We start from the raw sequence: 22,864 nt of genomic DNA, 5'->3' as shown, positions 1-22,864 counted from the left end.
CAAAACCGTGACGCATGCCTATTTTCCTCGGTTATGAATGCAATAAAACGCCATTTTTTAGCACAAAAAAACCACCGCCGGAGCGATGGTTTTTATCAATCAATAAGCTGCTTAGTCCAGAACTTTAACGGTACGACGTTTTTGCTCTTCTTCAACTTTGCGGTTGATTAAGTACTGCTGTGTCATACTGAATAAGTTATTCACGGTCCAGTATAGAACCAAACCTGCTGGGAAGAATAACATAAATGCGGTGAAGATAATCGGTAAAAACTTCATCACTTTCGCTTGCATTGGATCAGCTGGCTGCGGGTTTAGCTGCTGCTGTACAAACATCGACGCACCCATGAGCAATGGTAAAATGAACCACGGATCCATCGCTGATAAATCTTGAATCCACAAAATCCAAGGCGCATGACGCAGCTCAACACTTTCAACCAACACCCAATATAGCGCTAGGAAAATTGGCATTTGCATCAGAATTGGCAAACAACCCGCCATCGGATTGACCTTTTCTTCTTTATAAATTGCCATCATTTCTTGCGACATTTTCATGCGATCGTCGCCGTGCTCTTCTTTCAATACCGCTAGTCGTGGCGCGATAGCACGCATTTTTGCCATTGAATAGTAGCTCTTATTCGAGAACCACATCAGGGCAATTTTCACTAAGATAGTCAGTAAAATAATTGACCAACCCCAGTTACCGATAACTTTATGAATACCATCCAAAACGGCAAATAATATCTTCGATATTGGCCATAACAAGCCATAATCGACGGTTTGGTTCAAACCTACTGCGACTTCTTTGAGCTCAGACTGTACTTTTGGACCAGCATATAAGGTTGCATTCAAAGTCACTTGCTTATTTGGCGCCACATTGACAGGTTGACTGTTAAAGCCGATAAAATACTCATCACCCGTTTCGCGGCTAAAGAATTTACCCGTAAAGTTTTCCGGCGTCCAAGCAGATACGAAGTAATGCTGTACGATGCCAACCCAACCTTTATCGCTGGTGGTGGTCAACTCACCATCATTAAACTTGCCGAATTTTAGCTTATTATAAGGGTCATCAGGTGTGCCCCAAGCCCCGCCCAAATAAGTCGCCATGCTTAGCGCGCCTTTATCAGACATTCCAGGATCTTTACTATCATCACGTTTTAACTGTGCAAACATCTGCCCTTGCCAGGCATTGGCAGAAGCGTTTTGAATTTGATAGCTGATATCAATCGGATATTTGTCTTGGGTAAAGGTAAAGGTCTTAGTAACCGTTACGCCGTCTTTTTTATAGGTAAGCGGTACTGACAGCGTTTGCTGACCTTTCTCCATCACATAGTTGTTAGCAGTGTGGCTGTATTTAGCGCGGCCTTCTGCGGTATCGATACCATTTTGACCAATCAGACCAGACTGTGCGACATAAACGCGATTGCTATTATTTTCTAACAACACAAAAGGCTTATCACTATCGAGCGTCGCATCATACTGCTTTAGTGCAGCATAAACGATATCACCGCCTTCTGGATTGATTTTGATGTCATAGCGATCGGTAGTTACCGTGATAAGACCGGTATTAGCAGCAGGTGTTGCTGCTACCGCACCCGTATTTACTGGTAACGTCTGTACTGGAATGTCGCCTGCTGCGCCGCTGGTCGAAGGAATATCCGCTCCTACCGATGTTGCAGTTTTTGGCACCGTGTCTACAGCTGGCGCATCGGCATAATCATCTCGCCATGCCAAAATCAGCAGATAAGCGGTGATTAGCATCGCAATGATGATCATCACCCGAAATATCTTTTGCATAAACCTTTCCTAGATTAAAAAATTAGGGAATGAAAAATCAGGCATGTGTCATGACCACCACAGAGTATTAACCCGTATTCCTAGCGGCAATATCAGCAGTCAATCACATAAAATGTTCATCATTTTACTAAAAAACCACTCTAAATGATACCAAGAGTGTGGATAACTTGTGGGTAACTAAATAGATATCCACAACGGCCTTGTTACTAATAAGATTTAGGCCCGTTTCATCATATGATTTAGGCGCGAAACATAGCTTGTCGTATCTCTAAAAACATATAAACCTTGCCCTCTGACGTCAGCAAGTGCGATAGGGGCTAAATATTGGTAATAATAAGTAGATAAAGGTAACGGCACAAAATCAATGCCATGTCCGCCCAAAGGATGACAGCGGCCAATACGTTTTAATAACAGCCAACTACCTGACCAAACACCATGCCAAGCTAAAGCTTGTTTACCGTAATTTGAGCAAGTTGGATAATAACGACAGCGAGCAGGTAATATAGGACTAATTATCTTTTGATAAAACACAATAAAACAATAAAACAAATTATAGAAAATTTTATTTATTGTTTTTAATAAATAATTCATTTTATTTTTTTTCTATTTTTTTAAATATATTATTAATCTCATTAATCAATTCTTTATTACTTAAACCTTTTATAGATTGTTTAATAATAAAAACAATATCTTTATTTTCTAAGTTACTAGCTTTTATGCGAAACTGTTCACGTACTTGACGCTTAATTAAATTTCGCGCAACAGCAGTGGGCACTTTACGTTTAGTAATGGCCATACCGACTCGAGGCTGCTCATGGGTATTGGTACGCACAAACGCCATTAGATGGCTCTGATGAAGCTTACGCTCAGGTGCATCAAACACCTCACGAAAGGCTGCAGGCGTGAGTAAGCGCTGCGCTTTGGTGAAGCGAGCATTAGGTGGCGCTGAAACAGTATTAGACATAGTACAACCTAGTATAAGAGCTGATAACAATAGCAGAAATAGTAGCGTAGAAATAATCATAAAGTATAGAGACAAAAAAAGCGCCGATGTGGGCGCTTTTAATATATGGCTAAGTGTCAGTTGTGATGATTGACGATCGCAATCTATAAATAATAGAAACACAACAAGCACTATGAGCCATGCTTATCGCAATCTACTGATTATACAGTAAGGCGATGACGTCCTTTAGCGCGGCGACGAGCTAAGACCTGACGGCCTTTTTTAGTTGCCATACGAGCACGGAAACCGTGAGTACGTTTACGCTTGATCACGCTTGGTTGGAATGTACGTTTCATAACTCACCTATCAAAATAATGGACTAAATTCGTAATAACGGAGGATTATACCACCGCATAGTATCTTGGTCAATAAACTAATTAAGTCTGTGTTTATACAGATAAGTTTTATATCAGAGAAAATAGTCTTTTCAATTATTCATTGTTAAAAAACACTGATTTCTAATACCAATTTACCCACTGAAAACATCTGTTTTGATAATTGAATTTTAAAAGTTATCCACAATTTTTGTCGGTCTCTATAATAATTAACTATTAATATATATAAGTATTGTTGTTATTGGGAGCCGTATTATCTGTGGCTAACTCAGTTTTTTCTTTTAATATCAAAATATTAGACTATGGGTAAGGTTGTGGATAACCTGTGGGTGAAATATGGATAACTCGCGTTGTTTACTTGTCCACAAAACTATCCACAGCCTTATCCACAAAAAACAAGGTGTTATCCACAGGCTGTTTGTGTTAGATTAGCCCCCTAGCTGATGTATGGTTTTGAGTAATCTCACCATAGAGTCTCTTAGGTAAGAAACGATTCACTCTATAGGTAAAGATTCAGTGATTTTAACAATAAAAAAATTGTTCTTTTGATCAATTATTTTGGACTATGGGGTTAGTACTTTTCATGATTGATACAGCATCTATTTGGGATAAATGCCTAAATGACTTACGTTATCACGTTAAAGACAACGTCTTTACGATGTGGTTAAGACCATTATCGGCGCATCAAGAAGCCAATAGCTTGATTATTCTTGCTCCTAATGATTACTTTGTGACCTACATTAAAAAGAATCATCTGCAAGATATCCAACAGCTGGTCGCTAAACATAGCCAAGGTAGTATCGAAGAGGTGATTGTTCGTGTTGATAATGCGGGTCGTGACATGGATGACAGCCATCAATCACAGTCAGGCTCATTGTTTGAAGACGATAAGCCCTCCCCTCCCCCGGTAGATCACAGTTTTCAAACCACGCATAATAATATTGCTAGAGCAGATATTGATGCCAATATGCGTCATGCAGAACTGATCGAGTCTGCCGATGCCAAATCATTAAGCTATCTAAATCCCGACTTCACCTTTGAAACCTTTGTCACTGGTAAGTCCAATAATCTGGCTTACAAGGCCTGTTATGAGCTTGGAAAACGCCAATCAAAAAATCGGCATAATCCTTTATTTATATACGGACCTTCTGGTTTGGGAAAAACACATTTAATGCATTCTGTAGCGCATCGCTATTTAAAAAATAATCTAAGTTTTTATTATTTCACTTCTGAGAAATTTATTAATCAATTAGTTTATTCATTAAGAAATAATAAAATAGAAGATTTTAAAAAGAAAATAAAAAAAGTAGACTTATTAATTGTAGATGATATTCACGTATTAGCAGGAAAGACAAAAAGTAGTAATGAGTTTTTGACTTTATTTGCAGATTTTACCAGTGGTGATAAGCAATTGATTTTGGCATCAGATCGCCATCCATCACAGATGACGGAGTTTGATGAACGTTTTAGGTCGCGTTTTTCGTGGGGTTTGACGGTTGCGGTTGATCCTCCTGAGATTGATACACGTGTACAAATCTTACAGAGAAAAGCGGCATCGTACGGAATGAGTCTTCCTAAAGAATGTGCTTTATTTATCGCTCAAAATGTGGTTTCTAACGTCAGGCGGTTAGAAGGTGCGCTCAATCAGGTATTTGCCAATGCCAACCTTACGGGCGCGCCCATTACGCTTGAGATGGTGCAATACGCGCTAAAAGATATCGTTGCGATGCGCGTGCAAGCCGTGAATATGGACAATATTCGTAAAGTGGTTGCTGAATATTACGATATTACAATCAAAGATATGATGGGACGCAAACGTACGCGCAGTATCGCAAGACCGCGTCAAATTGCGATGGCATTGTCACGTGAGCTAACGAGTGAGAGCTTTCCTGAGATTGGACAGTCATTTGGCGGCCGCGACCATACGACCGTGATGCATGCTTGTGATAAAGTAAATGAGCTACGCGCTGCCGATCCGGCGTTTGATAAGGATTACAAGACCTTGGCTTTAATGCTGCAAGCGGGTTAGAGGCTTGTGGTATCGCAATGTTGTCGTAAGCAGATATGGTTTATAATACTTTGAGTAGCAGTAGACACAAGCCGTATGGATTATCGTTAGTAGACAGGGTATTATTAAGCTATTATTTTAAAATTATATAAATTAAAACCCTATAAAAAATCCTTTTAATAAGAGCAACTAATAAACAAGAGTAACTAAGCATGCAATTATCGATTAATCGAGAGTCGTTACTAAAAGCTATTAACTTGATCGCCAAGGCTGCTGATAAGCGCCATAATATGGTTATCTTGGGTAATATTAAGCTACAGTTGTCTGAATCAGCGCTGATTTTGACCGCATCTGATTTAGAAGTAGAGCTGACATCGACGTTGAAATTGCCTGCCGGTGCTTGTATTGAAGCAGGTACAACGACGTTACCTGCGACTAAGCTCAAAGATATTTGTAAATCACTGCCGTCGCAAGCGCAAGTCAATCTTACCACGCAAGAAAATGAGCGTTGTTTGTTGACCAGTGGCAAAAGTCGTTTCACTTTAGGGACATTACCTAGCGAAGACTATCCAAGTCTTGGTAATCCTGAAAATATCACACCTTTAACCATTAGCCGTAGCCGTTTGACGGATTTGATTCATAAAACCCAATTTGCGATGGCGATTCAAGATGTCCGTTACTATCTAACGGGTATGTTGTTTGATGTTTCACAGCAGCAGCTGACTACGGTTGCCACCGACGGCCATAGATTGGCGTTAGCTCGTAGCGTTATTGACGTTAGTAGCGACTTAAATATGCAGGCGATTTTGCCGCGTAAAGCTGTGATTGAGCTTGAGCGTTTGGCTTCTGAGCTTGGCAAGATGCTGGGCGACAAAGATAACGCTGTGACATTGAGTTTTGGCCGTGAATTCTTACAAGTAAGCTTACCCTTTGGTGATGTGGATAGTACAGGGCAGGTGAGTGATGATTTAATGGTGACCTTTACCGCGCGTCTTATCGATGGTAAATTCCCGGATTATCGCCGTGTCATGCCAAGTAATACAGATAAATTGGCACTATTTAACCAAGAAAAAATGACTGATGTGCTGCGCCGTGTGGCAATTTTAAGTAATGAGAAATCTCGCGGTGTGGTGTTTAATTTTGCCAGTGATGGCATGGTAGAAGTTCGTGCTAATAATGCTGAGCAAGACGAGGCAGTCGAGATGATACAAGCAAAGTACCAAGGCGAGCCGATGGAGTTGTCATTTAATGCGGCGTATCTACAAGACGTTTTGGGCGTGATTCAAGGTGATTTGCAAATGCATATGAGCCAATCCAATGCCTCGGTATTGGTCAATCAGCTCAATGATGACTTTCATCAGTATGTTATTATGCCTATGCGTATATAACTTGGTGACCTTATGAAAAATAACAGTAATAAACTTTTGCTTACTAAATAGTGGGCGTAATATAGGCGGCTGTCACCCTTATGATTGAACGTCTACAAATTTCACACCTGCGTAATCTAACCCAGATCAGTTTAAATACTGCTGCTTGCAACGTTATTATCGGTGCAAATGGCAGTGGCAAAACCTCGTTACTTGAAGCGATATTCTTGCTTTCAAGAGGTAAAAGCTTCCGCCATCATCAGCCTAAACGCTATATTCAGCACCATCAAAATGCGGCAACGGTGCACGCTAAGCTCAATGATAGCAATACCTTAGCTATTCAAAAGCAAACAGATGCGACGACGGTTCTACGGCTGAATCAAAACACGGTTTATAACCAAAGTATCTTAACCGAGCAACTACCCACATTACTGATAGATCCGTCGTCGATGGATATGTTAGAGCAGGGCAGTGCCAGTCGCCGGCAGCTATTAGATTGGCTAGTGTTTCACATGAAACAGGGTTTCCATCCGCAATGGGTCGCTTATCAGCGTTTACTAAAACAGCGCAATAGTTTGCTAAAAAAGAGCCGTTACTTAACGCCAGTGCAGCTTGCTGAGTTAAAATCATGGGACAAAGGGCTTGCTAGTCATGCGGCGCTTATTCATCATTATCGTGAGCGAGTCTTTAGCGATTGGCAGCCTTACTTTGCGAAGAATATCACGCAGTTATTGCCTACCTACGCTGAGCAACTAAGCTTAAGCTATAACGCTGGCTACGACACCAATATCCCGTTAGATATCCAGCTTAACGAGCGTTTGGAGCAGGATTTGCAGCTGGGTTATACGCGGATAGGTAATCACCGCGCCGATATTCATGTACATTGGCGCTCTAGTGATTTATCAGAGCATGCTAACAACGAAGCAGACAGCAATGCGAACGCAGTATCAAAAACCATAGAAAAAGCAGACACCGCGGCCAAACTACCGACTATAAAAGAACAGGCTGCTAACGTTCTCTCTCGCGGCGAGAAAAAACTGTTAATTACCGCTCTACGCTTATCACAATTGCCGTTATTGCTTAATGAAAACACTTCTACCCATGCGATAGAAAAGGACAATAGCAGTGTTATTTTGCCAAATGACCATAATAAAGCGCGAGCCACGCCAGTAGTGCTACTAGACGATATTACCGCTGAACTTGATGCTAGGGCGATAGAGATTCTGTTGTCGACATTGGCGCAGCTGCCATGTCAGGTATTTATGACCAGCTTAACCGACGATATTTTACCTTTGGTGCATGTATATTGGTCAGAACCTAATTTGTTTCACGTGAAACAAGGAAGCCTAAGGCCTTTATAAAGATGTTTTAGAGAAACGTTTTTTAGAAATAGTTTCGTCAATATCCGCTAAGTTTGTGCTTCATTTTTATCAACCACGCTTCATATTCTCCGCAAAATTTCATTATTATGCTTATGTGTTTAGCAGAAAAGTGGCTTTTCTAAAATACTTGCTTAATACCGAGAAAACTGTCAGTAAACAGTGACTTAGCGCTAGAAAAATGTTAAAATAGAGCTTTATTTTTGCCCTGTTCTCAGCAAGTTATCTTACAAAGTTTTATCAGTATTGTTTAAGGGTTGTTTGATAATATTCAGCTTCTAAGTGCTTGATAGATATATGCTTACTTCTAAGCTGTTTTAATGAAGCGTAAAAGAAATGACAGCGTATATTAAAAACAGTCTTTGAGAAATTGGCTGTATTTAAGTCCACTTGTTTAATACTGTTTTATCTTCTTTTAAACGACCTTTGATAAAACTTTTGCTAACTCTATAACTACATATTTTGACCATGAAACGTTAAATTTAAGATAACGTCGTCGAGCGTTGCCATTGTGGTGAGCAGATGACATATAGCTGATAATGGCTAGATTAAGGAATACACATGAGTGATTCATTACCTACCGACCACGAACAATTGATGAGCGACAGCGCTGTAGAGATTACTGCGCCTGCTGCAGTCCCTGAAGGAATGCCCTCTGATTATAGCTCCAAAGATATTCGTGTATTGCGCGGACTAGAAGCGGTGCGCGTACGTCCGGGTATGTATATTGGTGATACCGATGATGGTACCGGCTTGCATCATATGGTCTTTGAGGTGGTGGATAACTCTATCGATGAGGCGCTGGCTGGTCATTGCGACCAAATTGATATCATTATCCATGAAGACGAGTCGGTCAGTGTCATGGATAACGGTCGCGGCGTCCCTGTGGATATCCATCCAGAAGAGGGCGTATCGGCAGCACAGGTTATTATGACCGTACTGCATGCTGGCGGTAAATTTGATGACAACAGCTATAAAGTATCGGGCGGCCTACACGGCGTCGGTGTTTCAGTTGTAAACGCCTTGTCTAAAAAGCTTGAGATGAATATTTGGCGCGAAGGCTATCATTATCATCAAACCTATACCGATGGCGTTCCTGATGCCGATATTCAGCAGATGGAGGCGACCGATAAAACCGGTACGCAAATCCGTTTTTATCCAAGTAACGATGTCTTTACTGGTACCATTTTTGAGTACGATATTTTAGCCAAACGCTTACGTGAGCTATCATTTTTAAACTCTGGAGTGCGCATTGTCCTAACCGATGAGCGCATCGATAAACGTCATGAGTTTGAGCATAAGGGCGGCTTGTCTGAATTTGTCAGCTACATTAATGCTGGCAAAGACGGTATCAATGAAGTATTCCATTTCACTAGTGAGCAAGACGACGGCATCAGTGTCGAAGTGGCACTACAGTGGACGGACACCTATAACGAAAAAGTATTGTGTTTTACCAATAATATTCCACAGCGTGATGGTGGGACGCATTTATCTGGCTTCCGCTCAGCTTTGACGCGCGGTCTTAACAGCTATATGGATCGCGAAAATTTATTCAAAAAAGAGAAAATCGTCGCCACGGGTGATGATGCGCGTGAAGGTTTGACAGCGATTGTCTCGGTAAAAGTACCTGATCCTAAGTTTTCCAGTCAGACTAAAGATAAGCTGGTTTCAAGCGAAGTGAAATCTGCCGTTGAATCGGCCATGCATGATAAGTTTAACGACTATTTGCTTGAAAACCCAAGTGCTGGTAAAGCAATTGCCAATAAGATTATCGATGCCGCCCGTGCGCGTGATGCCGCGCGTAAAGCCCGCGAGATGACCCGCCGTAAAACCACGCTAGATATCGCAGGTTTACCGGGTAAATTGGCGGATTGCCAAGAAAAAGATCCAGCATTATCAGAGCTTTATATTGTCGAAGGGGATTCTGCTGGTGGTTCAGCCAAGCAAGGTCGTAGCCGTAAGACCCAAGCAATTTTGCCACTAAAAGGTAAAATTCTTAACGTTGAGCGTGCTCGTTTTGACAAAATGCTGTCTTCTGCTGAAGTTGGTAACTTGATTACCGCGCTTGGTTGCGGCATTGGCCCGGATGAATATAATCCTGATAAAGTACGCTATCATAAAATCATTATCATGACCGATGCGGACGTCGATGGCTCGCATATTCGTACGCTGCTGTTGACCTTTTTCTTCCGTCAAACGCCAGAATTGATTGAGCGCGGTTATATTTATATCGCTCAGCCACCACTTTATAAAGTAAAAAAAGGTCGTCAAGAGCTGTATTTAAAAGACGATGAAGCCTTAAAAGCGTATTTATTATCCTCGACGATCGATAATACTAAGTTGCATATCAGTGCTGATGCGCCTGCTATTACTGGGCAAGCGCTTGAGACCTTGCTCAATGACTATAACCAAACCCAGCTGATCAAAGCGCGTTTGCAGATTCGTTATCCAGCGGTATTATTGGATGCATTGACGCATACGCCGAAGCTTAGCACCGATATGACTTATGATAAGTCAGTAATGGAAGCGTGGAAAGCGTCATTACAAACACAGCTTGAGCACTTTGGTAGTGATTTAAATCCTGAGATTGAACTGGTCAATATCCATGCGCCGCAACCAAAAAATATGGATGCTGCCGCTGCTGATTTATTGGGTATGACCGCAGTGGTAGAACCTGATGAAAGTGAAACAACTGCTGATGACAGTGATTCTTTATCTGCCAAAGCTCAATGGTTACCGCGTATCACTGTTTATGTGCATCAATTGGCGCATCATTATTTGTTAGATGCCAGCTTTATCAATTCAGGTGAGTATACCAAGCTGCTGCGCTTATCCGCTGAATGGAATACCTTGCTTGCAGAAGATGCCTTTATCCGCCGTGAAGCAAGCGCAGGTACGACCAAAGATATCCCAGTACGCGATTTTGATTATCTCTGGCAACAAATGATGCTTGAGGCGCGTCGTGGTTTGGCGATTCAGCGTTATAAAGGGCTGGGCGAGATGAATGCTGATCAGCTTTGGGATACCACCATGGATCCTGAAAACCGCCGTATGTTACGCGTGACAATTGAAGATGCGATTGCCGCTGACCATATGTTTACCTGCCTAATGGGTGACCATGTCGAGCCACGTCGTATTTTCATTGAAGAGAATGCGCTGACCGTGTCTAATTTGGATATTTAGCTTTTAAGCTTTTAGTTTATAGACCTTGAAGTTATAGTTTTGAAGTTTGAATATAATTGTTTATTGGTATAAAGTCATCTTGCTCGCAAGGTGGCTTTTTTCATGTGAAATATTATCAATAAAGTAGTGAAGGGAATACTATGCTAAACGCAGAACAAAAGAAGTATTTGTCACAACTATCAAAAAAGACCTTGATTGATTTTGTCTCTGAGGTGTATGGTATAGATAAAATGCTCGATAAAAAAATTGAGCGTCTGCTATTACAATCAGATAAACCTAAACTTATAAAAAAGTTAACCACTACACTAAAAGGACTTAGAAGACGAAGGAAGTTTGTAGATTACTGGGAATCTAGTGAATTTGCTACTGAGCTTCAGCACTTAGCCAGCGATATAATGAGCCTTTATCCTGAGCAACCAAAAGAGTGCTTGACGTTACTTGAGTTATTTATAGAGTCTACTAATGCTAGCCTAGAACGTGCTGATGATTCCAACGGTTATATCGGTGATATTTATAGGAGTTTGACGTCATTTTGGCTAGCAGTGGCTAGCACTTGCTATGAGCAAGAAAAGCGAGACATACTTGTTGATGAGCGCGATATACTCAGTCAAGCTTGGATAAAGAAAGTAAAAGTGCTGGCTGACGATAATGATTATGGTACCAAAGATAGTTTATTAGAAAATATTGATCAACTGTTATCTGAGACTGAGATACGTGGATTGATCGGTGATTATCAACAAGAGCGTGAGAATATCCAAACAAAAAAAGCAATTAAAGATACGCTCAATGAAAGGCAAAACAGCCCTTTAAGTGATGATGCTTTTTCAATTAACTATGAAAAAATGGTAATTGAGATCGCCATAAAAAACCTAACAAGGGCGCTAGGTGATGTGGGTTTTTTTGAAACCATATTCTTTGAGATGCAAGAGACTAGACCGGTTCATCCTCGAAGATTAGAAGAGTTGCTAACATTTCTGCTAAATCAAAGAGCTTTTGATAAGGCATTACACTACTTAAATGAAGAGTGGCAAAGCGATGGTCTGTTAGATAAGATCAGACGTTTGGATTGGCTGAGTCACATATATCACATGCAAAAAGATACCGACGCGCTCATGGAGGTGCTAGGCGAGGCGTTTGAGCTACAATCAACCCCTTCGCGGTTAAAAGCTATCATGGCTGTGGCCAGTCCTGCTCAGCAATCTAAGTGGCGAAAAAGAGCTTATGAGCTGGCAGAACAACAAGAAAATGTATTTATGGCCACATCGCTACTGCTAGAAATAGGAGAGATTGAGCTTGCTAATGAGGTTGCAGTTGCCCGTCATTCCCAGTTTGCTGATGTGCATTACACAGATCTCACAAGCATGTTAAAAGATTTGCCAACTAAGACAGATTTACTTCAAGTTATTATTTACCGCACTTTACTTAACGATATTCTAGACAGCTCTCGCAGCAAAGCTTATGGTCACGCCGCTCGCTACTTCGATCGTCTAACCAAACTTGATACGGTTATTAGTAAATCGTCTAAGCCTTACAGTGAACTTGCGACCCATAAAGAATATGTCATTACCCTTAAAGACAAGCATGGTAAAAAGCGTAGTTTTTGGGAAAAGGTAAACGATTAGATTGATATAGTGTTTCACGTGAAACTTATGGCAATAAGCAGAAATAAGCGAAGAATAAAATGATTGAAGTTATATTACTTGCTATTGCTCTTGCGATGGATGCGTTTGCTGTTGCGATTGGGTTAGGAGCTAAATCACAAAAACAACATCATCGTTATGTGTTGCATTTGGCAATTTATGCGGGCTTGTATTTTGGCATTGCGCAGGGCGTGATGCCGTTGATTGGTTATTTATTGGGCGCCGCTTTATTAGGCTGGTTGGCTGCGGCTGCACCTTGGATTGGTGGCTTTATCCTTATCGGTCTTGGCGGAAAAATGCTTTATGAAGTGTTTTTTGGAGATGGAGAAGAGGTTGTAGATAAAGCCCTGCATATAAATAGTGAGACAGTTTCTGTAAATGACAACCTAAAGAAAAATATCAATCATCGCACCATGTTTACCCTTGCGATAGCGACCAGTATTGATGCCATGGCAGCTGGCTTTACGCTGAATTTGTTGGCGCTTAATGCGTGGCTAGCCTGTTTGATTATCGCTATTATTACTGCTATTTTTAGCGTTTTTGGTGTTTATTTGGGTAAAAAATCAGGTACGTATCTTGAGGATAAGGCGGAAGCGCTTGGCGGATTTGTACTTATACTCATTGGCTTAAAAGTGATTTTCTTTAGCTAGTTTATTAACCTCAAGTTCTTACTTATAAGAAAACCGCCTTGATAAACAAAGCGGTTTTTTTTGTTTCACGTGAAACGTTAAATAAATATTTTTTAGATAGTCATTTTTTATTAATTACGCTTCGTCAATATTAAAGCGCCACGCTAGAACACGGGTGTTCTTTTGACCTTGGCTCATCTCGATGATGCGCATTTGGGCAACATCAAGCTGTTTTAATAACAGTTGTAATGGTTTCACGTTCTCTGACTTTGATACCAAGCTGGTAAACCAGCCAACGTGCTCGGCAAAATCTTGACTTTCTTTTATCATTTTGGTCAAAAAGGCAATTTCGCCGCCCTCAGACCACAGCTCTTTATGCTGACCACCAAAGTTGAGATTTTGCGCAGCATTTCCAGCCTTGGTTGAATGGCGGCTGATTTGCTCGTTTTCATTCTTACCACGATGGCGTTGCAGATTATGCTGCTTGCGGGTATTGGCTTGCATCGCTTCTTCTAATGACGCATGAAACGGTGGGTTGCAAACGACCACATCGAAGTAATCTTGACGACCGATGATGTTTTTAAAAATAAACTTAGGCTCAGGCTGTAGTTTTACTTTAACGGCGCTTTTTAGCTTGGGGTTAGACTCGCAAATAAGCGCGGCGGTATTGACCGAAATAGGGTCGATATCACTCGCGGTAAAACGCCAGCCATAGCTCTGACTACCAATAATTGGATAAATGGCACTGGCACCGGTACCAATATCAAGGGCGTGGATTTCTTTACCAGTCGGCGGTGTATTGTCGTCATTAACGTGCGTGGTTTGCGCCAATAAGTCGGCAATATAATGGATGTAATCTGCGCGACCCGGTATCGGCGGGCAGAGATAGCCTTCTGGAATGTCCCAAAATTTAACACCATAATAATGAGCGAGTAACGCCTGATTCAGGACGCGTACCGCTTCACTATCAGAGAAGTTAATGGTCGGCTCGCCATTCGGGTTGGTGATGGTGTGCTTGGCCAATTCAGGCAGGGCACGGGTCAATAGCGCAAAGTCATAGCGCCCTTGATGGGGATTGCGCGGATGTAGCTTGCCGAGTTTTTTGGCGGTCTCAGGTGAGCGATTGCGATGATTATTAGCACTTGCTCTACGGACGTTTGATGTATTGGTGATGGGCTTACTGGTCATAGTTTCGGACTGCAATGTTTGAATATAATCACCCAGTTTAGCAGATTTCGCGTTCATCTATCTGTTTATCCATTGCGACCGAATTACCTATAGCGAATAAAAAATAGCAATCTGCCTGTGCGCTTATATCTGTCCTTGCGTTATAGCATAGGGGTGTCTATATTGAAACTAAGCTAAATGAACATAAAGCGGCTATTTTATAAGCGCAGCAGATGACAATAATACATTTAAAAGGATAAAAATATGATGACGGAAAGTAATAACCACAGCACTGATAACCGCATTACCTATGAAACCGACAGCTATATCTGCCTGATTGGGCTCAATCGCGCCGATAAACGCAACGCCTTTGATAGTCATATGATTCAGCAGTTATCCGAAGCACTGACGAATTATGAAAGTGACGATAACTTACGCTGTGCCTTAATATTTGCCCATGGCGAGCACTTTACCGCAGGGCTTGATTTAATGGAGCTACAAGATAAATGGGATAAAGGTGCGTTTGATTTTAATGATAATGAGATTGACCCGTGGGGTATCGGTGGTAAATTACGCAGCAAACCTGTCGTCGTTGCGGTACAAGGCACCTGCTTTACCGCGGGCATTGAACTGATGCTAAACAGTGATGTGGTCATCGCAAGTGATAACTGCAACTTTGCACAAATGGAAGTCCAGCGCGGTATCATGCCGTTTGGCGGTGCAACGGTACGTTTCATACAGGCAGCAGGTTGGCAAAAAGCTATGCCGTATTTGCTTACTGGTAAAGCCTTTGACGCGCAAACTGCTGATAGACTAAATCTGGTCAGTGAAGTAGTGCCGAATGGCGAAGAATACGAACGAGCAATAACTATTGCGCAAGAGATTTGTAAAGCTGCACCGCTTGGCGTACAAGGGTTACTGTCCTCAGCACAAGATGTCAGTCGTAGTGGAACTGCCGCTGCATTGGCTAATATTCATAGCTATTTGCCGCATTTATTTCATTCAGAAGATGCGAAAGAGGGTGCGATGGCGATGGTAGAGAGAAGGGAGGCTGAGTTTAAGGGGCGTTAATAATTCAAAGATCTATGCTTTAGGAGACTGATGGTGCAATACAATTTCGATGAAATAATAGATAGACGTGATACAGGGTCAGTCAAATGGCATTATAACGATGATACCATCCCGCTATGGGTCGCGGACATGGACTTTAAGGCCGCCCAGCCTATCTTAAAGGCGATTGAGCAAGTTGCGCAGCATGGCATATTGGGTTATACCAAACCGACTGAGGCATTGTACGAGTCTATTATTCAGTGGCATGGCAGTCGTTATAATTTACAGCTAGATAAAGAAAATATCTTGTTCTCGCCGGGCGTCGTGCCAAGTTTAGCGCTGATGATGAACGTATTTACTGAAGTAGGCGATGCGGTACTGGTTAATGACCCCATTTATACGCCTTTTATGACCAAGGTTGAGCAAAATGGTCGCGCGCTTGTGACATCGCTATTAAAGGAGGTCGAGGGGAAGTATCGTCTGGATTTGGCTGATATCGAAGCCAAGATAATCGAGCATAAGGTTAAGCTATATTTATTATGCAATCCGCACAATCCGGGCGGGCGCGTGTGGACGAGGCAGGAGCTTGAAGCGTTACTGGCACTTTGCAAAAAGCATGATGTGGCGATTGTCAGTGATGAGATTCATCAAGATTTAACCTTGAGTGGTTATACTTTTACACCTCTTTTAACCCTCGCAAAAGGTTACGAGCATAAAGTCGTCAGCCTGACCTCGATGACCAAAACCTTTAACGTAGCAGGTATTAAAGGCTCGATGATATTTGCTAAAGACGATGCATTAATCAAAAAAATCAGTCAGCAGCAGCAGTTAAATGATGAATATGAGCTCAATTTATTTGCCTATACCGTGATGCAAAGTGCTTATGAAGAGGGTGGTGAGTGGTTGGAGCAGGCGCTTAATTATATTGAAGCCAATATTGACTTAACCATTAGCTTTTTAGAAGAGCATTTGCCCGATATCAAGATTATGCGCCCAGAAGCCTCGTATTTAATTTGGCTGGATTGTTCGGCTTATGTACAAGATAATCAGAAGCTTTATGATAAGTTAAGAGAGGCGAAGGTTGAGCTCAATGCGGGTATCAAATACGGCACTGAGGGACATCTTAAAATGCGCCTAAATGTGGCGTGTCCTGAGGCACTGCTGCGCGAGGGATTAAATCGAGTTTATGCGGCGTTTATTGGTTAATAAGGATTTATAAAGCGAGACGAGATTTAATGTTCTCAATGCTCTATTTGACCTAAATTCTCTAAGTCTACAAACTCCTTTTTGCCATGGATAGTATACATTCTGCGTTTGATGTCTGGATAATTACAGATATCAAACGCTGGTCTGTTGCCTCCCATTAAGTAGGTAGCGTCCGTATCACTATTATTACGCATAGAATGCGCTGCACCGTGTGCGGGGAAACCGACAAAATCTCCTGCATGTAGTTGATAAACTTCATCGCCATAATGTAGTGAAAGCTCGCCAGATAGCATATAAATGAACTCGTCTGAATTTTCATGATAGTGGTGTTGCGTGGTTTCATCACCCGATTCAACACGTACGAGATGCAGACCGAATTTGGTAAGACCGACAATATCACTTAATGAAACCGTATGGCGAATGGCATTGTCGTTAAACTGATGGACGTGTTTGGTTGCAGGGGTGTTTTCAATATTGGATTTGGTTAGGACGTAATGCTGAGTGTTTTTGAGTGCAGACTTTGGTGTAGTCATAGCTTAGTCTCCGTTATTATTATCTTAAGCTTGAGTCTATAGAAGTAATAAAGTTAACTTAGAGGCTTAATTCACTTTGCAGGATAACCAGTAATATCTTGTATGCTTTGATATAAAGGTTTTAGGCGCTCATACATTTTTAGATAAACCTCATTATAAAGGCGTTTGTAGAGTTGGACATTGGCGTCAATAGGCAAGAACTCATCGCCTAAATGGGTCATTGCCTCACTTGCAGTCGCGTGATTAGGATAGACGCCGATTCCGACTGCGCAGTTGATGGCAGCGCCTAATCCTGAAGCCTCGTAAGTGTGCGGGCGATAAGCGGGCATACCAAAGATATCGGCAGTAAGCTGCATCGCTGAGTCACTTTGGGAGCCGCCACCAGAGACACGCAGGTGTTTAATGGTTTTGCCTGTGCGCTTTTCAATGGTATTGAAGCCAAGCTTAAGCTCATAAGCCAGCCCCTCTAAGATAGCGCGATAAACATGCGCCCGCGTGTGCACATCGCCAAACCCAATAAGCGCGCCTTTACCTTCAAGTCCCGGATGACGGACGCCGGGTGACCAATACGGCTGCATCATTAGCCCCATACAGCCGGCTGGAATGTCTTTGACTGCCTGATCGAGGAGCTTTTCGGTATCGATGCCTTGGGTCTTTGCTAGCTGCTCTTCATAGTGAGCAAATTGTTCCTTAAACCAGCTAACCATCCAAAAGCCGCGATAGATCATGTACTCATGGTTGTAGTATTTCGGCGCAGCAGCGGTGTAAGCGGGCATATGCTTAAGGATTTCGACGTAATTGCTCGACGTGGTATTGATAGTCGCAGTAGTGCCAAAGCTTAAACAGGCAGTATCGGCTGCCAGACCAGCAGAGCCCAACGCTTCGCAAGCTTTATCGCTAGCAGCAGCAATCATCGGCGTACCTTCTAAAATCCCTGTGGCTTTAGCTGCTTTGGTGCTGATATGGCCAAGTGGCTGACCTGGCGGCACTATCTTAGGCATTTGCTCAGGTCGACAGCTGAATAAACGCCATTTTAAATCTTTAGGTTTTAGCCATGTTTGCGCCTTATAGTCATAAGGCAGATAGCCTAGGGCGTGACCATTGGAATCGGCTAATTCGCCTGTGAGCTGATAGGTAAGGTACGCTGATAGATTGACGTAATGAGCGGTCTTTGCCCACATCTCTGGCTCATGGTGTGCAAGCCAATTACAGCGGGCTTTTTGCTGTGCTTCTTTTACCAGTTCGCCCATACCAATGATTTTGGTTAATGGACTAAGAAAGCCGATATCGTTGGTTTCGCCGCGGCGCAAATCCATCCAAACAATAGCAGGGCGCAGCGGTTGCTTGTCTTTATCCAGACATATCATGGTATAGCGCTGGGTGGCGAGGCTGACGCCTGCGATTTGCTCAGGGCTTATAGCGCTGGTTTGCCACAACTGCTGACAAGCCTCGCTTAGCTTTTGCCAATAATAATCGGCATGTTGCTCGGCAAAATTGGGCTGGAGAGAGAAATACGGCTCGATAGGGACGCGGGCTTTGGCAATCTCGCTGCCAAACTGATCAAAGATAAGCGCTCTGACGCTTTGGGTACCATTATCAATGGCTAAGAAATAAATAGGGTCATCAAGGTTCGTGGTCATAGTCGTCCTTAACTATGTAGTCATATAAATTAAGCCGCAGGCAAATGGTAGTAGCGCTGCCACAAGTCCTGATAGCGAGCAACTTCTTGTTGCCATTTTTGCTCATCCCAGCCGAGCTCTTGCTGACATATTTGCTTTAGTCTTGTGCTGATAAGCGGCGTCATTGCGCCATGCGGTAGGATTAAACCCAAGCGTGTACGTCGCAGTAATAAATCATCTAAATGAATAACCTGCTCATGGCGCGCGGCAAAACGAATCTCTGCCCAAATGGTATTGCTGTCGGTGATATAAGCCAAATCTTCGTCATGCGCTAGCTCAAGTAAGGTATCGAGCTGTAAGCCGTAAAACCCTTGTAAGCGTTGTTGTAGATCTTTTGGTAAAGTAGAAAATTTAGGATTGGTTGGTGTGGTATCGCTAAAGACGTGATCGCCATTTATGGTTTGATTTTGAATGACAGATTTATCGAGCGCGAGCACTTCTTGACACTTTTCAAGGACATCTAAAGCAATAAGGCGAAAGGTTGTTAGCTTGCCGCCGCTGACGGTCACCAGATTATTATCGAGCCACACGCTGTGGTCGCGCTTTTCTTTACTAGGGCTCACGCGCTTGCCATCGCCACCTTCTGAAATCAGCGGACGCACGCCTGCCCACGTACTGATGACATCTTCTCGATTAAGGTCAGCATCACTAAAAAGATCGTTAGTCGCAGCTAATAGATAATCGACCTCGTCGTTAGTAATACCAACTTCACTATCGTCCAAAGGCGGATGATCCAAATCGGTGGTGCCAAGGACGGTACGGTTTTCCCATGGAAAGACAAATACCGCTCTTTTATCGACAGGATGCAAAAAGGTATAGGCTTGCTTGAGAGGTAAACGTTCTTGACTGATAACCAAGTGACTGCCGCGTGACGGACGGATTTGTTTATGAAAGTTTTGCTCAGATTGCTTGCTGGCTTGCATACGTAAGGTGTCAGCCCAAGCGCCCGTGGCACTGACTACCACTTTGGCATAAACATCGTAATTTTGGCCGTTGTCTTCAGAAGAGGTATCTTTGAGTGTTGCGCCTACCACCAATCCTTGCTCATTGGTAATCAATGATTCTGCTTTTAGGTAGTTAATCGCCTGCGCGCCGTCGTTAATTGCCTCATCAAGTACGCGCATCACCAGCCGCGAGTCATCGGTCACCGCATCGCTAAATTGACTGGCTCCCAAAAACTTGTCTTGCTTGATATGCGGATTTAGGCTTAAAAAAGCCTCTCTTTTAAAGTAGGTAAAATAACGCTTACCCGCAAGCCTATCGTAAACTCGTAGCAAGGTATTAAATATCCATGGCGGTGGGAACTTGCCTTTATAATGCGGCATAACATAGTGCATCTCATTCACAAGGCCACTCGCTTCACTGAGCATACGTTCACGCTCACGCACGCTAAGCAAGGTGGTTTTATAATCACCTGAAGCAATGTAACGTAGCCCGCCATGTACCATTTTACTAGAGCGGCTGGACGTGCCCCAAGCAAAGTCTTTTTGCTCAATTAACAACACCGCTAAGCCGCGCCGTGCCGCTTCGCGAGCAATTCCAGCGCCTGTGATACCGCCACCTATAATCAGCATATCCCACGGTTCTACTTGAGACGAGCGATGAGATAAAGGCGCTAGTGCTTGCTGGCGTTGCTGATGGGGCGGATTGGGCTTAGTAGGGTTCATAAACGGTCTATCTCACATGACATTTAAATGAATCAATGACTTAAAATGGGTAAGTCATTTAATGGTACTAAGGCTATCTTTTAATCTTCGATTAAAACGCCGGGGTTCATACGCTGCTCAGGGTCTAAGCTTTTGAGCATATCATGAGTCACTTGAATGCCAAGCTTCCCTTTTTCAGCTGCTAGATAAGGCGCATGATCACGACCGACACCATGCTGATGCGATATCGTTGCCGTGCCATTGGCCAAACTTAAACTGGCTGCCTGTTTGATTTTTTGCCAGCGTTTTAAGGTTGTGGCGTGGTCTTTAGCTGCGCGAAAGAAGTAAGTGGTATAAAGACTAGCGCCTTGCTTATAGACGTGTGAGATATGGGTAAAGGCCATGACCTCCTCGCCTTCATCTGTTAAAGAAGTTCTCACCGCTTCTTGCATCTGCTGCATTTGCTCGTCGATGTTGTTCCAATTGGTTGCCGTCTCAAAGGTATCGACCATGATGCCTTTGTCCCATAAAGTGCCACGCAAGTAAGGGAATTTAAAACGTCCATGCGCCCACACGCTACCCATAATATCGGTGATTTTACCAGTGACACTACCGTGCTGCTTCAACAGCTTATTAAACTGCGTTAGCGCCAATTTATTCTGCGCCTTATCGCTTGACACGCCATAAGTGAGCATAACTTTTTGAGAATCTAGTCCGCGGGCTTTTAGATAAGCGCTAATGGCTAAAAACTGGCTCGGTGACGTGCCTAAATGTAGATGCGCATCAGTTTCGACAGCATTACTTAAACGTAGCATGGACAAACGAATATTTTTTTGCACGGCTTGTCTAAGTACTTCTTTACCAGCTTCCCAATTGGGTAGGAAAGCCACTTTAAACAGTTCTTCCTCAGGCTGCGGCTGTACGCGCATTTTGACTTCGGTAAAAATACCAGCACGGCCTTCGGTGCCCATCATCATTTCGCGCAAATCAGGACCTGCTGATGATGCCGGAATATCAGCGATGTTGAGTACACCCTGCGGCGTGACCAACGTACCGCCAGCAAACATCTGCTCGATACGCCCGTAGCCCAATGACTGCTGACCACTAGAGCGCGCGGCAATCCAACCGCCAAGCGTCGATAATTCCCAAGACTGCGGATAATGCCCTAAGCGGTAACCCTGTGCGTCTAATTGTGCTTCAACCGAGGGGCCTTGTGTACCCGCGCCAAAGGTAGCAATTTGGCTCTCGCTATCTAAGTCGATAAGCTGATCCATCTTGCTCATGGCAATGGTGAGTACCGGGCGTGAGCCCTTTTGCGGATTGATATGTCCAACGACTGAGGTGCCACCACCAAACGGAATGACAATTAGGTCATGCTCACTGGCGAGCGTCAATAAAGTCTCGACATCAGCGGTCGATTCAGGGAAGGCGACACCGTCAGGGAACACTTCAAAAGCGCCGCTGTGCATGGCTATCCAATCTGGGAAGCTTTGACCGCGTGCGTGTCTGAGTCTCACTTCTTTATCGATAGATACGGTTGCAAGCTTAGTCATCGCAGCAGGCAGGCGCGATTTTGGCACAGTTTTGAGTACCTGTTGTAAGCTAACAGAGGAGAGCTTTTTTGTTTTGCCGATATGTGATTTGATAAGTTTTGCGCCATGCGGCGAGACTTTTTTATTGATACTGATATTGCCCCAGCCATTCCAGCGCGTTTGCTCTATCGGCGTGTTGGCGGACGTACTATTGGATGTATTGGCAGAGTCATTATCTTTTGCAGCATCTAAAGCGCTGCTGTCAGCATCATTGATGGCTACTGCGGTAGAGGTAGGTTTTTTACCAATAAGGGATTTGATTTTGCTCATAGGGACATACCTGTCAATTTATTATATAGTCAAACTTATATAAATCGGACACGGGTCACACGCGCGCAGTCTACTATCCTGTAGTCATTTCACTCGTCTTCCCTGTATCCAAATTATCTTGAACCGACTATCACTTTTATTAGGGTGAGATTTAGGTCTGGTTTTCATAATCAGGAGCAATTTAACGATAGCTGAACGACTGATAATTAGCTTGAACCAACCCTGCTAAATCTATCGTGTTAAAGCCAAATTGCTTATTCTCTGAGCATAGCACAATATAAACGAAAAATTTATACAGACTCGTCATTTGTATAATAAAAATTCATACTGTTTGTATAGTTGTTACATTTTAATGGGCTAAAAAACCTCTCGTTAAGTCTGTC

The 22,864-nt window shown here is 42.9% G+C and carries 17 protein-coding genes; 8 read left to right on the top strand and 9 right to left on the bottom strand.

Annotated features, from left to right (window positions below; all coding sequences use genetic code 11):
- Positions 1-111: 111 nt before the first annotated feature.
- The 4 genes from yidC to rpmH all read right to left on the bottom strand — a co-directional run bounded on the left by yidC (position 112) and on the right by rpmH (position 3,093).
- Complete coding sequence (gene yidC / locus ACP7AA_RS08330) at positions 112-1,794, bottom strand: membrane protein insertase YidC (RefSeq protein WP_426223229.1); 1,683 nt, start codon at positions 1,792-1,794, stop codon at positions 112-114.
- Between the two features lie 216 nt (positions 1,795-2,010).
- Complete coding sequence (yidD, locus tag ACP7AA_RS08325; RefSeq protein WP_426223228.1) at positions 2,011-2,385, bottom strand: membrane protein insertion efficiency factor YidD; 375 nt, start codon at positions 2,383-2,385, stop codon at positions 2,011-2,013.
- Between the two features lies 1 nt (position 2,386).
- Positions 2,387-2,758 carry a ribonuclease P protein component gene (gene rnpA, locus ACP7AA_RS08320; RefSeq protein WP_426223227.1) on the bottom strand — a complete coding sequence of 124 codons (372 nt, stop codon included), beginning with the start codon at positions 2,756-2,758 and terminating at the stop codon, positions 2,387-2,389.
- A 200-nt stretch (positions 2,759-2,958) separates the two neighbouring features.
- Entirely contained in the window at positions 2,959-3,093 is a 135-nt protein-coding gene (rpmH, locus tag ACP7AA_RS08315; protein WP_007394757.1) for a 50S ribosomal protein L34, read from the bottom strand.
- Positions 3,094-3,715: 622 nt separating this feature from the next.
- Here rpmH and dnaA point away from each other — a divergent pair.
- The 6 genes from dnaA (at position 3,716) to ACP7AA_RS08285 (ending at position 13,359) form a co-directional block, all read left to right on the top strand.
- On the top strand, positions 3,716-5,161 hold the full coding sequence (gene dnaA, locus ACP7AA_RS08310; protein WP_426223226.1) for a chromosomal replication initiator protein DnaA: 1,446 nt from the start codon (positions 3,716-3,718) through the stop codon (positions 5,159-5,161).
- 191 nt (positions 5,162-5,352) lie between these two features.
- Complete coding sequence (gene dnaN, locus ACP7AA_RS08305) at positions 5,353-6,528, top strand: DNA polymerase III subunit beta (RefSeq protein ID WP_426223225.1); 1,176 nt, start codon at positions 5,353-5,355, stop codon at positions 6,526-6,528.
- A gap of 80 nt (positions 6,529-6,608) precedes the next feature.
- Positions 6,609-7,868 carry a DNA replication/repair protein RecF gene (recF, locus tag ACP7AA_RS08300; protein ID WP_426223224.1) on the top strand — a complete coding sequence of 420 codons (1,260 nt, stop codon included), beginning with the start codon at positions 6,609-6,611 and terminating at the stop codon, positions 7,866-7,868.
- Positions 7,869-8,534: 666 nt separating this feature from the next.
- Positions 8,535-11,069 carry a DNA topoisomerase (ATP-hydrolyzing) subunit B gene (gene gyrB, locus ACP7AA_RS08295; RefSeq protein WP_426223284.1) on the top strand — a complete coding sequence of 845 codons (2,535 nt, stop codon included), beginning with the start codon at positions 8,535-8,537 and terminating at the stop codon, positions 11,067-11,069.
- 140 nt (positions 11,070-11,209) lie between these two features.
- Positions 11,210-12,691, top strand: a complete 1,482-nt coding sequence (locus ACP7AA_RS08290) for a DUF6880 family protein (protein WP_426223223.1) — start codon at positions 11,210-11,212, stop codon at positions 12,689-12,691.
- Positions 12,692-12,750: 59 nt separating this feature from the next.
- Positions 12,751-13,359: a manganese efflux pump MntP family protein gene (locus ACP7AA_RS08285; protein WP_144297356.1), complete on the top strand. Its 609-nt coding sequence runs from the start codon at positions 12,751-12,753 to the stop codon at positions 13,357-13,359.
- 114 nt (positions 13,360-13,473) lie between these two features.
- On the opposite strand, the gene rlmF is transcribed toward ACP7AA_RS08285, so the two are convergent.
- Complete coding sequence (gene rlmF, locus ACP7AA_RS08280) at positions 13,474-14,526, bottom strand: 23S rRNA (adenine(1618)-N(6))-methyltransferase RlmF (RefSeq protein ID WP_426223283.1); 1,053 nt, start codon at positions 14,524-14,526, stop codon at positions 13,474-13,476.
- A 243-nt stretch (positions 14,527-14,769) separates the two neighbouring features.
- Between rlmF and ACP7AA_RS08275 the strand changes: the two genes are divergently transcribed.
- Together ACP7AA_RS08275 and ACP7AA_RS08270 are read left to right on the top strand one after the other, a co-directional pair.
- The gene (locus tag ACP7AA_RS08275; RefSeq protein WP_426223222.1) at positions 14,770-15,576 is read left to right on the top strand and encodes a crotonase/enoyl-CoA hydratase family protein; all 807 of its coding nucleotides are present in this window, start codon (positions 14,770-14,772) and stop codon (positions 15,574-15,576) included.
- 27 nt (positions 15,577-15,603) lie between these two features.
- On the top strand, positions 15,604-16,761 hold the full coding sequence (locus ACP7AA_RS08270) for a MalY/PatB family protein (RefSeq protein ID WP_201590583.1): 1,158 nt from the start codon (positions 15,604-15,606) through the stop codon (positions 16,759-16,761).
- Positions 16,762-16,796: 35 nt separating this feature from the next.
- On the opposite strand, the gene ACP7AA_RS08265 is transcribed toward ACP7AA_RS08270, so the two are convergent.
- The 4 genes from ACP7AA_RS08265 to ACP7AA_RS08250 form a co-directional block, all read right to left on the bottom strand.
- Positions 16,797-17,294, bottom strand: a complete 498-nt coding sequence (locus ACP7AA_RS08265; protein ID WP_201589845.1) for a cupin domain-containing protein — start codon at positions 17,292-17,294, stop codon at positions 16,797-16,799.
- A gap of 71 nt (positions 17,295-17,365) precedes the next feature.
- A complete protein-coding gene (locus tag ACP7AA_RS08260) occupies positions 17,366-18,934 on the bottom strand; it encodes an FGGY-family carbohydrate kinase (protein ID WP_426223221.1) in 1,569 nt (522 codons plus the stop codon).
- Positions 18,935-18,963: 29 nt separating this feature from the next.
- Positions 18,964-20,640, bottom strand: coding sequence for a glycerol-3-phosphate dehydrogenase/oxidase (locus tag ACP7AA_RS08255; RefSeq protein WP_426223220.1), 1,677 nt, complete (start codon positions 20,638-20,640; stop codon positions 18,964-18,966).
- Between the two features lie 80 nt (positions 20,641-20,720).
- Positions 20,721-22,481, bottom strand: coding sequence for an FAD-binding oxidoreductase (locus ACP7AA_RS08250; protein WP_426223219.1), 1,761 nt, complete (start codon positions 22,479-22,481; stop codon positions 20,721-20,723).
- Positions 22,482-22,864: the final 383 nt, after the last annotated feature.

Origin of the sequence: Psychrobacter sp. DWR1-2-3, from assembly GCF_049896465.1 — a bacterium.
GTDB lineage: Bacteria > Pseudomonadota > Gammaproteobacteria > Pseudomonadales > Moraxellaceae > Psychrobacter > Psychrobacter maritimus.
This window is presented reverse-complemented; position numbering and strand designations above follow the sequence as displayed.